Raw genomic sequence first — 12,169 nt, 5'->3', positions numbered from 1 at the left:
GTCGACGTCGACCACCTGGCCGTGCTCGCGCAGGCGGGCGGCCAGGATCTCGACCAGGCCGGCCGCACGGTGTTTGCCGCCGGCACATCCAATGGCGATGCTGCGGGGGCCCGCGGGCAGCATCGCGTAGGCCACCAGGTTGTCGACCAGCTCGGCGGCGCCTGGCGTGCCGAGCACGATCTGCTGGACGCGTTCGTCGCGGCCGTCGAGGTCGAGGATGCCACCGTTGCGGGCGGCGGCCGGGTCGCGCAGGCGCCGGCGGACGTCCTCGACGCGGTCGGCTTTGGGCGGCGGGCCGTGCAGGTAGCCGAACGAGATGAGCGTGAGTGCCATGATGCTGTGTCCTTCCTCGGGTTGGGGCGGGTTGGTCAGCGTGGTCAGCGGCGCCGGGGCCGCCAGCGTTCGGTCTCCGACAGGACGGCGTCGAGCTCATACAGCCGCTGCCGGTCGGCGTCCGGGAGCTCCCGGAACTCGGGGCTGGCCAGGAACTCGGCCTGGACCTCGGGCTTGAGCTTGCGCAGCAGCGCCACGGCGACACGATCCATGGCGTCTCCGTCCACCTGGTGGCCTCCTCTCCTTCCCAGGCCGGGGAAGGAGCCCGGCCTGGCGTCTTTTGGGCGTCGCGGACGCCGACCGTGCAGCGAACGCGGAGTCATGGTTCTCGGACGCCTGGGCGGTCCTTTCCGGATCGGGCCTGACGCGGGATTGGAGGAATCAGGAGTTCATGCCGAACAGGCTCCGGGCCCGTGCCCGGCCTTCCTGCCGCCGGTCGGTGTCGATGACGCGCGGGTCGCCCGCCCGGCGCACCAGGGGATAGCGCTCCCAGTAGGCGGTGATCTCGGCCCGCTCGGCGACGTCGAGGCCCCGGTCGGATCCTCCCAAGATCTCGGCATCGGACAGCAGCGGCTGGATCCGGACATCGTCGAGCGTGCGGGCGGTGCCGATCAGGATCGCGCGGGCCCCGTAGGGGATTTCCAGCATCTCGCCACAGAGCGGGCAGCCGGTGGTCCGGCACCAGGACTCGACGTAGCCGGTCTGTGAGCACGCCCCGTCTTGGCTGCAGTCGCGGCCGTGCTCGCAGTGTGGGCCGACGTCCTCCAGGGTCAGCGCGGCGCGGGGCCGGCCGGGCCGGGCGTCGGGGATGACGCCCGGCCAGCGGGTGCGGGCGCTCTGCCGGGTGATGCCCGCCGCGGTGCCCAGGTCGGCGTAGGTGATCGCGCCGGTTGCTCCTGCGGCGCTGGCGGCGCCGTGGATGGCGTCCTCCACGTGGGCCTGGATGGCGGTCAGCGCGGTGAGCATGGACAGGTGGCGGTCAGCGCGCTGGCGGGGCGGGGCGTCGGAGACGTCGGGGGCTGGCGTGCCGTGCTGGTCGGCCAGGGCGCTGGCAGCGCTGTGCAGGGCGTCGTAGATCGATTCGCTGTCCTCTTCGGACAACTCCCAAGGACTCATAATGACAAGAGTAACTGTCTTTCTTGAAAACGTAAGGCTATCTTGTCATTTTATGATGGCCGGGTGCGGGAGCTGGCGTTCAGCGGCGGCCGTCGTAGATGAAGCGGGCGAGCGGATCGCCGAGCGCCCACATGGCGTTGAGCCGGTCGACAGTGCGCCGGTAGGCGTCCTCTTCGGCACCGGTGAGGACGACGTCGTCGGCGGGGGTGGCAGCGGCCAGGCGCTCACGGAGCATCGTGGTGTCGTCGGTGTCGGCCAGGTCCAGCAGCCCGGCCAGCTGGGCGGCGCGCTTGACCAGTTCGCCAGCAGGCAGGCTGGCGCGGCCGTCCTCCAGGCCGTCGCGTACGGCCTGGCCGGCGTGCGGATCGCCGAGCACTCGGGCGGCTGCGGCGAGGGTGTCGACGTCGGTCTGGTCGACCTCGACCAGACGCAGCGGCACGAGCTCGTAGCTGCCGTTGCCGGCCAGCAGACGGCCGGCGGTGCCAGCCTTGACGGCACGCTCGCCCTGGGTGGGCGCGATCGCCTCTCCCAGCCGCTGCAGGGCCTCCAGCGCGACGCGGCCGGCGAGCGGGGCGGGCAGCTCGCCGGGCTCGACTTCGCCGGTGTACTCGTAGCTGCTGTAGGTCAGCAGCAGCTCCTCCAGCTCGTTCAACGCATGGATGAGTTCGAGGTCGAGATCCGGCAGCAGCACGCTGCGGACAGCAGACGTCATGTCGGGCTCCTTCGGTTCGATCGTCATGAGCGTGCGCCATCACGTGCGTGGTCCCGGTCGACGGCGGCCGCCGTCATGGAGTTCCCGTCAAGGACGAGGTCATCGCCTTCGAGCGCCCGATACAGCGTCGAGCGGCCGACCCCGAGCTCGCGGGCGATCTGGGCGACCGGCTGGCCGCGCCCGCGCCGGGCCCGCGCGGCGGCGAGCACGTCGTCGGTGACCTTGGCGGGCCGGCCGCCGAAGCGGCCGGCGGCGCGGGCGGCGTCCAGGCCCTCCTGGGTGCGCTCGGAGATGAGATCGCGCTCCATCTCGGCGGCCATGGCCGCGACCAGGAACAGCATCTTGTCGCCGATGGACTGCCCGTCCGGGCGGTGGGTGCCGGCGCAGATGCCGGTCAGGATGTGCAGGTTGACGCCGCGCGGCGCGAGCTCGTCCTCCAGGAACACCAGCAGCTCCTTGACGCTGCGCGCGACCCGGTCGGGCTTGGTGATGACCAGCGTGTCGCCCGGCTTCAACGCGCTCACGGTGGCCTGCAGCTTGGGCCGGTCCTTGCGGCGGGTGGAGATGGTCTCCTCCACGATGTCGCGGCAGTCGGCGGCCTTCAGCAGCTCCAGCTGCGCGGCGTGGTCCTGGCCCCGGGTGGAGACGCGGGCGTAGCCGACGCGGATCGCGTTCGACGGCGCGGCGGGCTCACTCACTGGCTCGTCCTCTCTCGGCTCGCTCCTGGCGGGCCTGCTGACGCCGGCGCCGGTCTTGCTCGTCCATGTCGGCGTCGGCATCGATGATCAAGGCTTGCTCGGCGGGGCTGAGGTCCGTCCAGGCGCCGCTGCGGAAGAACGGCTCGGCGACGTCGGGCGGCACCATCCGGAGCAGTGCGGCGCTCAGGCGCGCGTGCACGTGGTCCATGTCCGGCTCGGCCATCTGATCCCTTTCGTATGGGGGCGACCCTCCTACTGTCCCGAAAACGTTCCCGAAACTCAACCTCCTTGCCCTGACTTCCGGGACGAGTTTCGGGACGTTTGATCTTGCGGGCACCTGCGGAAACGTGATCACGACCCGGGGCCCGGCCGACCGTCCCGCAAACGACCGATTCGCAGAAGCTGGGAGGGCCGGTAACGCCTTCGCCACTTCTGGTCCACTACCGCCAGTTCGGGGCACCCTGGAAACATGTCGAAGACGTCGCCCGAGGCGGGACGTGCGCCGGGTTCGCGGTTATGGCGGGTCGTGGCGATCGCCGCAGTCGTCGTGCTGGCAGTCTGCCTAGCGGCCGGGATGCTGTGGTTCTTCGCCGATCCGCTGCACTTACCCGACCAGGTGCTGCAGGTGCTGGATCAGCGGGCCGGCGTGGTCGGCATGTTCACCGGCATGGCGCTGGGCGCGGCCGCCCTGGTGGTCGCCGTGGTGGCGTTGCGGGCGCAGTTGCGCGGCGAGAACGCCCTGGCACAGGCGCAGGCCACGCCACCCACGGTGTCATCTTCGGGCGAAGGTGCGGTCGCCCTTGGCGGCGACAACTCCGGCCTCATTTCGGCTGGTGACGGCGCGCGGAACGTGCAGATGCGGGCCGAGGCCTCCGGGCAGGGCCGGGTGTATCAGGCGGGCGGCGACCAGATCATCAACGAACGATGACCACGCTGCCAGACGCCCCTTATGAGCTGCCGGACGTCCAAATGGACGGCGCCGCTGATGAGCAGGGCCAGGTCTACCAGGCTGCTCGTGACCAGACCATCACCCAGATCACCCACCAGGGCACACAGCGACCGCTGCCCCGGGCCAGCGCCGTGCAGGTCCCTCCTGGACTGTCGGGCCTGCCGCGCCGCCCTGCAGCGGCCTTCGTCGGCCGGGATGCCGCCCTGACCGCTCTGCGCCAGACGCTGCATGACACGACGAGGACCGGCGTGATCAGCCAGGCCGTGCTCGGGCTGGGCGGCGTCGGCAAGAGCGAACTGGCCCTGCAGTATGCCCACCACCACCGCCATGACTACGACCTGGTGTGGTGGATCGACGCCGACAGCATCGACCAGATCCGCGCCGGATTGGCCGCCCTGGCACGCGCGCTGACGTGCGGCATCGACTCGGTGGCCGCCGAGCAGACCACCGTGGAGGAAGCCGCCGCCTGGGCGCTGAGCTGGCTGGCCGCGCACTCGGCATGGTTGGTCATCTTCGACAACGTCGAGGAGGTGGCCCATGTCGAGCCGTACCTGGCCCGCCTGGCCCATGGCCATGTACTGATCACCACCCGCCGCAACATCGGCTGGCAGCATCTGGACATCACCCCCCTCCGCCTTGAGCTGTTGTCCCGCCAGGCCGCGATCGCCCTGTTGGCCGGCCTGGTCGGCCCTCCAGACTCGGCTGACACGGGCGGGCTGACAGAGCTGGCCGAACAACTGGGGGATCTGCCCCTGGCCCTGACGCAGGCTGGCGCCTACATCGCCCGCACCCCTCGCATGACCCTGACTTCATATCTGGAGCTGTTGAAGAGCACCCCCGCCCGCATGTACGCCACCACCGCAACCACCAGGGGCGACGCCGAGCGCGTGGTGGCCAAGGTACTGACCCTCAGCCACCTCCGCATCCAGGCCATCAACCCGCTGGCCATCGACGTGCTGAACCTGCTGGCCTGTTTCGCCCCCGACAACCTGCCTAGCTCCGTCTTGGACGGCCTGCCAGAGACCGACCAGCTCGAGGTCGGGGAGGCACTGGCCCTGCTGGAGTCCTACAGCCTGATCACCCTTACCCGCAGTCCCATCGAACTCGTACCCGGTCAGCCCGAGGACTTGGTCAGCGTGCACCGGCTCGTCCAGGCCGTCACCTTGCATCAGCTCACCCCAGCCCAGCGCGACCAAGCGCACAGCATCGCTTCGGATCTGATCCTGTCCTCGCTCCCCGACGATCCGGATGCGATCCGTACCTGGCCCGCTTATCAGGCACTTCTTCCGCACGCCCGCGGGATGCTGCCGCTGGACTCCGCCGGCATGCATCGGCTTGCCATCTATCTCGCCTCTAGCGGTGACTACACCGCTGCCGTCCAACTCGAGCAAGACCGCTACGCCCACGCGATGGCGACGCTGGGCGCCGAACATCCCCAGACCCTAACAATCCGGCACAGCCTCGCCGTCTGCATGGGGAATGCGGGGGATGCAGCCGCCGCCCGCGACCAGTACGCCACCCTGCTCCCCATCCGCGAACGCGTCCTCGGCGTCGAAGACCCCGCCACGCTGATCACCCGGAATCAGCTTGCCCGCTGGATGGGGGAGGCGGGAGACGCGGCCGCCGCCCGCGACCAGTGCGCTGCCCTGCTCCCCATTGAAGAACGCGTCCTCGGCGCCGAACACCCCATCACCCTGGCCACCCAGCACGAACTCGCCTACTGGACGGGGATGGCGGGGGACGCAGCCGCCGCCCGCGACCAGTACGCCACCCTGCTCCCCATCCGCGAACGCGTCCAAGGCCCCGAACACTCCACCACCCTGACTACCCAGCACGAACTCGCCCGCTGGACGGGACAGGCAGGGGACGCAGCCGCCGCCCGCGACCAGTACGCCACCCTGCTCCCCATCCGCGAACGCGTCCAAGGCCCCGAACACTCCACCACCCTGGCCACCCAGCACGGGCTCGCCCGCTGGACGGGGGAGGCGGGGGACGCAGCCGCCGCCCGCGACCAACTCGCCACCCTGCTCGCCGTTCAAGAACGCGTCCTGGGTGCCGAACACCTTGGGACTCTTGCCACCCAGCAGGAACTCGCCTACTGGACAGGGATGGCGGGGGACGCAGCCGCCGCCCGCGACCAACTCGCCGCCCTGCTCCTGACCCGCGAACGCGTCCTGGGTGCCGAACACCCCACCACCCTGACCACCCAGCACCACCTCGCCTACTGGACAGGGACCGCGGGGGACGCAGCCGCCGCCCGCGACCAGTACGCCACCCTGCTCCCCATCCGCGAACGCGTTCAGGGCGCAGACCATCCCGACACCCTGACCACCCAGCACGGACTCGCCCGCTGGGCAGCGCAGGCGGCGAAGACGAAATCGAGGAGGCGATGGTTCTTCAGATAACGATCGTTTTTTGAAGATCGGCTAGATCGGGCGTCGGAGGCCCCAGAAAGCCTTCAAAAACTCGTTCAACAACCCCGGAGGTTCAACAACCCTCAAGCACCGTTTGTTGAGAGGATGGCGGGCGTGACCGACGCCCTGCAACTGCCCGCCGACCCGCTGGCCGCCTTCCCCGCCCACCGCAGCGAAATCCGCATCGGCTACGCCCGCGTCTCCACCGCCGGCCAGAACCTCGAACGACAGCTCGACGCACTCAAGGCCGCCGGGTGCCGGCGGGTGTTCGCCGACAAGAAGTCCGGCAAGAGCGCCGAGCGTCCTGAGCTGGCGGCCTGCCACGCGTTCCTGACCGAGGGCGACACCCTGGTCGTGCCGTCCCTGGACCGCTATGGCCGCTCGCTGGCCGACCTGATCACCATGGTCAGCGAACTGCGCCGCCGCGAGATCGGCTTCACCTCGCTGCACGAGAACCTCGACACCACCACCCCCGGCGGTCGGCTCGTCTTCCACGTCTTCGCCGCCCTGGCCGAGTTCATCCGCGAGCTCATCGTCGCCGGCACCCGCGACGGCCTGGCCGCCGCCAAAGCCCGCGGCCGCACCGGCGGCCGCCCCACCGTCATCACCCCCGAACTCCTGCGCGCCGCCCGTGACATGCTGCCCAACCCGGCCAACTCGATCACCTCGATCGCCAAGCTGCTCGGCGTCAGCCCAGGGACGCTGTACAACCACATCCCCGACCTACGACAGCTTCGCCAAAGCAGCACCTCTCAAGAAGCACCAGCACATAGCGATCACCAGCACGGGGACACGGCTTGCATACGACGGGCTTAATCGAGCGCCGACAGGTTGTCCCGTACCGTCTTCGTCAAAGAATGATCTGCGCCTAAAATCCGCTCACAGCTGGCAAGGGTGGTCTCCAACAGGGGAATGGACCGGCCCAGATCCCCCGCCGCCCCATAGGCGGCAGCCAGGTTGCTACGGGAAGTCAGCGTGTCGGCGTGATCAGCACCCAGCACCCGCTCCCGGCCGGCTAGGGCGCTCTCGAACAGCGGGATAGCCCGGCTCAGGTGCCCCGTCGCGTAGTAGGCGGTGGCGAGGTTGTTGCGGGACTTCAGGGTGGCGGGATGGTCACCGCCCAAGACTCGCTCCCGGTTGGCGAGCGTAGCCTCGTACAAGGGGATGGCCCGGCCCAGATCCCCCGCCGCCTGATAGGCGAGGGCCAGGTTACTGCGGAAGGTCAGAGTATTTGGGTGGTCGGCGCCCAGGACCTGTCTGCAATCGGCGAGGGCGGCCTCGTGCAACGGGATGGCCCGATCCACATCCCCCACCGACAGGTAGGCCTCGGCCAGGTTGTTGCGGAAGGTCAGGGTGTCGGGGTGGTCGGCGCCTAGAACCCGCTCGCAGTCGGCCAGGGTGGCCTCGTACAGCGGGATGGCCCAGCCCAGATCCCCTGCCGACCGATAGGCGGCCGCCAGGTCGTTGCGCGAGGCCAGGGTGAGGGGGTGGTCGGCGCCCAGTATCAGCTGGTATGTAGTGCTCGCACGTAGGAAATAGTCGATCGCGTGAGCAACGGCACCCTGGCTGTCGAGGAAAAGACCGGTGTCATTGAACAGGCGAGCGGTGCTCACGATGTCGGTGGCGGGGGGTGCATGATCGGCTAAGGCAGTTATGTGAGACAGCAGCGCCTGCCAGGCCAGCCAGGCAATGGGATGCCCTGGCTGGTTGGGCAGAGCAGTGGTGAGCAGGGCGGTGGCCTGCTGGCGAGCGGTATTGATATCGGTGGCTCGGCGGTGCGGGTCGTCGGGGTCAGGTGTTCGGGCGACGGCTTGGACCAGCCGGTGCACGGTGACCGTGTCACCGTCGATGGTGATCATGTTGTAGGCGGCCAGCTCGCCCAAGGCGTGCTGCACCTCCGCTGTGTCGGACTCCAGGCCGTCCAGCAGGGTGCGGGGGATCGGCTCGGCGCCGTACCAGGCCAGGGTGCGCAGCAGGTCTGCTGCCAGCGGGGTGTCCGAGAGCCGGTCCAGGGTGAGCCGCCAGATGCGGGCAATGGTGCGCTCAGCGTCGGCGCCGCGGGCGGCCCGGTCGTACATCACCGCCGGCTGGTCGTGGAGCTGGGTCAGGTAGACGCGCGGGGTGAGCCGGGTCTGGTGCAGGTAGGCGCCCGCCTGCTCGATCGCCAGCGGCAGGCAGCCCAGCTCACGCACCAGCTCGACCGCCCCGTCCAGGTCGGGCAGGTCTCCGTCGAGGCTAGCCTGGGCGACGTCCTGAGAAAGGTCACGGGCAAGGTCCTGGGTGACGATCCGGGCCAGCAGGTCGACCGCCTCACGCTCGCCCAGCACATCCAGGCGCAGCACCCGGGCATCCAGCCGGTGCCAGCCCTCGCCCAGCCGGCTGGTCACCAGCACCTGCCCGGCCAAGGTCCGCTCCAGCAACGGCCGCACATCAGCCACCTCGACGACATTGTCCAGCACCAGCAGCCAGCCTTCATGCACGGCCAGCCAGCCGGTGGCCCGCTCGGCCAGGGCCTCCAGCGGCAAGGCCGTGGCCAGTTCCGGCTGCAACGCCACCGCCAGAGCGGCCAGGCCAGCCTGCACCGCTGGGCCGGAATCGGCCGTGATCCACCACACCGGATTCAGCCGCCGCGCGGCATCACGCCCAGCCGTGCGAGCAGCTGTGGCCTGCGCCAGCGCGTAGTGCGCGGCCAGTGTGGACTTGCCGACCCCGCCCAGGCCGTGCACCGCGGCCACCACCACCTCACCCCCACCCCGCAGCGCCGCCTCCAGCGCGGCCAGCTCATCACCGCGCCCGACGAACGTACGCGTGTGCCGGGGCAGATTCACCAGCCGCGGCGGCGCGGCCACCTCGGTGACCGGCCGCAACGCCTCGACCGGCAGCACCGTCTCGTTGATGATCTGGTCCCGCGCGGCCTGATACACCCGGCCTCGTTCGGAGGCAGTGCCCTGCATCCGGGCCTCGGCCGGCTCATCACCGGACTCGTCCGGCGGGGCCGAGGACATGGTCACCGCTCGTTGATGGTCTGGTCGCGGCCGGCCTGATAGACGCGGCCGTGCCCGCTGGCCTTCGCCTTCATCACCAATGAACCGATCCGCTCCTGATCGGCTGGCTCCAGCGCCGGGGTGAGCACCTCGTCCAGGACCCGTTTGATCTCTTGCGCCAGGGACGGGTCGGCGCGCAGTAGCTGCTGCAGCCTCACCTGCCAGGACCCGGCCAGCGCCTGTTCGGTGTCGGCATCGCCGTCTCGGCGGGCCTCGAGCACCTGCTCGCGGACCTCGACCAGCTCCGCCTCGACGGCATCGGCCTGCTCGGGACGGACCTTATGCCACAACGCGACCGCGCCGTCGCGAGCCGATTGCCAGGCGTCGGTGGCCATGGCCGTCACCAGCGCGGTGCCCGCGGCCAAAACGATCGGATCCACATCGTCCCCTCACAGTTGGGTGTGCCCCTCGTAGAACCGGCGACGGCCTGCGACCAGACCGGCCGCAACCGCAGGTAAGCACCAATAGTCACTCAGCCGACGATGCGATCACGGCACATACCGAGCACGTCCAAGCAGGGGTCACCGAGGCATCGCGGACGAGCAGGACCCCGTTACCGCACATAATGGCTCACTATCTGCGATAAGACTGACTCGTCGCCGCTCTCCTCAGTCCGCACGACCAAGTCGGGCCGATGCCGTTTGTAGCGCGCGCGACGAAGCAGGGCTGTCGCAGATGAGGGCTCGCTATTGCGAAGCGCACCGCCGGGGTGCTCGGATCAGTAGGCATCGGTGCGTGATGGGGCTACGGTCAAGCCATGCAGGCCGAAGCGCTCGGGGCGTTAGAGGCCGCCCTGTGGGGCCTGGCCGGTGGGGGGTCTGCCGCGTTAGTGTCGCTGTCCGCGGCGGTCAAGGCGGCGGGTTACCGCTGGCCTTGGCGCCGCAGGATCACTACCGACGATGAGGCGCGAGAGCGATTCTGGGCGCGCCTGTTCGTACTGGGCGGGACCTGCGTGCTCGGCTCACTTGTGGCGGCCGCCGCGCACGGGCAGATGAGCGGCCCTTGGCCGGCTTTCCTCCTTGGTCTGAGCGCCGAGGCCAGCGTGCGCGGCATCCTGGGAGGAGTAGAGGTCAGCGTGCGCAAGTCGACCGGAACGTCCTCCAGCGTGCCCGAGGTGGCGACCGGTCCTGCGGCCGCCTCGGTCGAGATGAGCGGAGGTGGCGACCGTGCCGGCGCCTCCTGATACCCTGCTCGGCCGCCTGGCGCGTGCCGTGCGGCCGCGCCGACCGTGGCTGCGGGTAACCGTCTCGCCTTGGTGGGCCCGCGTGCTCATCGCCGGGGGGGCCCGTCCGGCACCCGCCAACAGCATGGCCGTCACCTTCCCCTCCCGGACAATCGCGCCGGACGCAGAGCCAGGCCAGGATCTGAATGACACGGAGCTAGGTGAGGAGGTCCTGAGTAGCGAGGACCTGTTGGAGGAGCGGCTCCACGCGTTCGAGGTTGCCTCAGAGCGCGGTGCGGAATTGCTCTTCGCGGCCCTGCGTGAGAAGGGTCTGACTAACGAGGACCTAGGCAGCGTGGACCTACGCGGCGCGAGTCTGAGCGGCGCGGACCTGCGCAGCGCGGATCTGACTGACGAGGACCTGACTGGTGCGGACCTGCGCGGTGCCAATCTGCGCGGTGCGGACCTGATCGACGCGACCCTGATCGACGTGGACTTCAGCGGCGCAGACCTGATCGGCGCAGACCTGCGAGGCGCGACTCTGAGCGGCGCGATCCTGGTGGGCGCGGACCTGCGCGGCGCGGACTTGAGCCGCGCGGATCTGACTGGTGCGAACCTGAGCAGTGCCCACCTCACCAGTACCGATATGACCGAAAGGCCGCTTCCCCGTCGCTCGACCCGCCCGCGCCTGGCGGACACGCGCCTGGCCGGCGCGGTGTGGGATGGGGCGACCACATGGCCCACGGCCGCCTTCTCCGACCGTATGCGCATGGCCTCGGTCCAACTGCCGAACGGCCGGTGGCGGGTCCGGCCAAGAGGCCGGAAGGGCACCCCACTACCCAGTTGACCCGCCCAGCCGCGAGGCGGTGCTTGTCGACGGCCACGGCGGTTTCATCCTGAAGGGGCCGACATCATGGACGGGCACTTCCCCGCCGATCGTTAGCTCAACGTGGAGATCTCCCGCGTAGACCCCGCTGCAAGTGCACCAGCAGGTGCACGCCCGCCACCACTGAGCCCCCATGTGTGCCGTCCCGCAAACGACCGTTTACGGGACGGCATCACAAGCACTCTCTGTATCTGAAATGTCACTGCCCGCGCGTAGGGTGCCGGGACATGAGTTCCCACGAGTGCGCGACCGAGGTCGCGCTGACCGAAGACGAGTACGTCCACTTCGCACAGGTGCCAGATGGGGCACACGAACTGGTGGACACTCTGCAGTGCGAGTTGCAGGCCGACCATCCTGGCCCTCACCTTGCCCTGGGCCAGGCCGGAGGGGCAGGAGGTGTGGACTGGTGGCTGCGCTGGTCGGCCACCGAGCGTTCCCTGATCGCGCTGGAGGAAGAGACCGGCTACTGCGAGACGAGCGGTCCGCCAATCGACCCTCAAGGCGATTCGGACGACACCGTGCTCTGCCAACTGCCCTCAGGACATTTCGGCGCCCACAGCTGGCAGATGCCGAGCACTATCGCGGGCCGTGTCCCCTCGGCGGCCAACCAGCAAAAGCTGATCGACTTGGCAGACAACCTTCCCCTGCCTGACTGACCTGCGCGCGGCGGCACCTGGTCGTTCAGTAGTCCCGTGTCGCCTCGGCTGCCGCCCGGTAAACGCCAGGGCTGGCCAGGTCATCGCGGGCGCGCGTAGGTCTGTCCGCGAGGTCCGCGAACTTGCTGGAGGGATTGGCGACTGTCGGGGGGATCGTAGGCGCTGCCTGGCGGGCGGCGGCCGGGACCGGCCGAAGAGC

Annotated in this window: 14 protein-coding genes; 6 read left to right on the top strand and 8 right to left on the bottom strand. The window is 69.6% G+C overall.

Features of this window, described 5'->3' with window-relative positions:
• The 6 genes from ABZ815_RS52150 to ABZ815_RS52125 form a co-directional block, all read right to left on the bottom strand.
• Positions 1-333 (bottom strand): RNase adapter RapZ (locus ABZ815_RS52150; RefSeq protein ID WP_357710866.1); only part of this gene is annotated, 333 nt, incomplete at its 3' end.
• 44 nt (positions 334-377) lie between these two features.
• Positions 378-545, bottom strand: a complete 168-nt coding sequence (locus ABZ815_RS52145) for a hypothetical protein (RefSeq protein ID WP_357710863.1) — start codon at positions 543-545, stop codon at positions 378-380.
• Between the two features lie 169 nt (positions 546-714).
• Complete coding sequence (locus ABZ815_RS52140; RefSeq protein WP_357710860.1) at positions 715-1,449, bottom strand: hypothetical protein; 735 nt, start codon at positions 1,447-1,449, stop codon at positions 715-717.
• A 79-nt stretch (positions 1,450-1,528) separates the two neighbouring features.
• Entirely contained in the window at positions 1,529-2,161 is a 633-nt protein-coding gene (locus ABZ815_RS52135) for a hypothetical protein (protein WP_357710858.1), read from the bottom strand.
• Positions 2,162-2,184: 23 nt separating this feature from the next.
• Positions 2,185-2,859, bottom strand: a complete 675-nt coding sequence (locus tag ABZ815_RS52130; RefSeq protein WP_357710856.1) for a recombinase family protein — start codon at positions 2,857-2,859, stop codon at positions 2,185-2,187.
• Complete coding sequence (locus ABZ815_RS52125) at positions 2,852-3,082, bottom strand: hypothetical protein (protein ID WP_357710854.1); 231 nt, start codon at positions 3,080-3,082, stop codon at positions 2,852-2,854. Before ABZ815_RS52125 ends, ABZ815_RS52130 begins: the two co-directional genes overlap by 8 nt.
• A gap of 246 nt (positions 3,083-3,328) precedes the next feature.
• On the opposite strand from ABZ815_RS52125, the gene ABZ815_RS52120 reads away from it, so the two are divergent.
• From ABZ815_RS52120 to ABZ815_RS52110, 3 genes are all read left to right on the top strand, one after another.
• A complete protein-coding gene (locus ABZ815_RS52120) occupies positions 3,329-3,787 on the top strand; it encodes a hypothetical protein (RefSeq protein WP_357710852.1) in 459 nt (152 codons plus the stop codon).
• Positions 3,784-6,213: a tetratricopeptide repeat protein gene (locus tag ABZ815_RS52115; protein WP_357710849.1), complete on the top strand. Its 2,430-nt coding sequence runs from the start codon at positions 3,784-3,786 to the stop codon at positions 6,211-6,213. Before ABZ815_RS52120 ends, ABZ815_RS52115 begins: the two co-directional genes overlap by 4 nt.
• Positions 6,214-6,336: 123 nt before the next feature.
• Positions 6,337-7,038: a recombinase family protein gene (locus ABZ815_RS52110; RefSeq protein WP_357710846.1), complete on the top strand. Its 702-nt coding sequence runs from the start codon at positions 6,337-6,339 to the stop codon at positions 7,036-7,038.
• Here ABZ815_RS52110 and ABZ815_RS52105 read toward each other — a convergent pair.
• Complete coding sequence (locus ABZ815_RS52105) at positions 7,035-9,227, bottom strand: tetratricopeptide repeat protein (protein ID WP_357710869.1); 2,193 nt, start codon at positions 9,225-9,227, stop codon at positions 7,035-7,037. The two genes, ABZ815_RS52110 and ABZ815_RS52105, sit on opposite strands and share 4 nt — an antisense overlap.
• A gap of 2 nt (positions 9,228-9,229) precedes the next feature.
• Complete coding sequence (locus ABZ815_RS52100; RefSeq protein WP_357710843.1) at positions 9,230-9,646, bottom strand: hypothetical protein; 417 nt, start codon at positions 9,644-9,646, stop codon at positions 9,230-9,232.
• Positions 9,647-10,023: 377 nt separating this feature from the next.
• On the opposite strand from ABZ815_RS52100, the gene ABZ815_RS52095 reads away from it, so the two are divergent.
• The 3 genes from ABZ815_RS52095 (at position 10,024) to ABZ815_RS52085 (ending at position 11,970) form a co-directional block, all read left to right on the top strand.
• Positions 10,024-10,449 (top strand): hypothetical protein, encoded by a 426-nt coding sequence (locus ABZ815_RS52095; protein WP_357710840.1) that lies wholly within the window; start codon positions 10,024-10,026, stop codon positions 10,447-10,449.
• Entirely contained in the window at positions 10,424-11,275 is an 852-nt protein-coding gene (locus tag ABZ815_RS52090; RefSeq protein ID WP_357710838.1) for a pentapeptide repeat-containing protein, read from the top strand. Before ABZ815_RS52095 ends, ABZ815_RS52090 begins: the two co-directional genes overlap by 26 nt.
• 266 nt (positions 11,276-11,541) lie before the next feature.
• Complete coding sequence (locus ABZ815_RS52085; RefSeq protein WP_357710836.1) at positions 11,542-11,970, top strand: hypothetical protein; 429 nt, start codon at positions 11,542-11,544, stop codon at positions 11,968-11,970.
• Positions 11,971-12,169: the final 199 nt, after the last annotated feature.

Source organism: Nonomuraea sp. NPDC047529, from assembly GCF_040642995.1.
GTDB lineage: Bacteria > Actinomycetota > Actinomycetes > Streptosporangiales > Streptosporangiaceae > Nonomuraea.
This window is presented reverse-complemented; position numbering and strand designations above follow the sequence as displayed.

Bases quoted from the DNA above. Each gene is read 5' to 3' on its own strand.
- ABZ815_RS52145 (WP_357710863.1), bottom strand. From the start codon at position 545: ATGGATCGTGTCGCCGTGGCGCTGCTGCGCAAGCTCAAGCCCGAGGTC.
- ABZ815_RS52140 (WP_357710860.1), bottom strand. From the start codon at position 1,449: ATGAGTCCTTGGGAGTTGTCCGAAGAGGACAGCGAATCGATCTACGAC.
- ABZ815_RS52135 (WP_357710858.1), bottom strand. From the start codon at position 2,161: ATGACGTCTGCTGTCCGCAGCGTGCTGCTGCCGGATCTCGACCTCGAA.
- ABZ815_RS52125 (WP_357710854.1), bottom strand. From the start codon at position 3,082: ATGGCCGAGCCGGACATGGACCACGTGCACGCGCGCCTGAGCGCCGCA.
- ABZ815_RS52120 (WP_357710852.1), top strand. From the start codon at position 3,329: ATGTCGAAGACGTCGCCCGAGGCGGGACGTGCGCCGGGTTCGCGGTTA.
- ABZ815_RS52115 (WP_357710849.1), top strand. From the start codon at position 3,784: ATGACCACGCTGCCAGACGCCCCTTATGAGCTGCCGGACGTCCAAATG.
- ABZ815_RS52105 (WP_357710869.1), bottom strand. From the start codon at position 9,227: ATGTCCTCGGCCCCGCCGGACGAGTCCGGTGATGAGCCGGCCGAGGCC.
- ABZ815_RS52095 (WP_357710840.1), top strand. From the start codon at position 10,024: ATGCAGGCCGAAGCGCTCGGGGCGTTAGAGGCCGCCCTGTGGGGCCTG.
- ABZ815_RS52085 (WP_357710836.1), top strand. From the start codon at position 11,542: ATGAGTTCCCACGAGTGCGCGACCGAGGTCGCGCTGACCGAAGACGAG.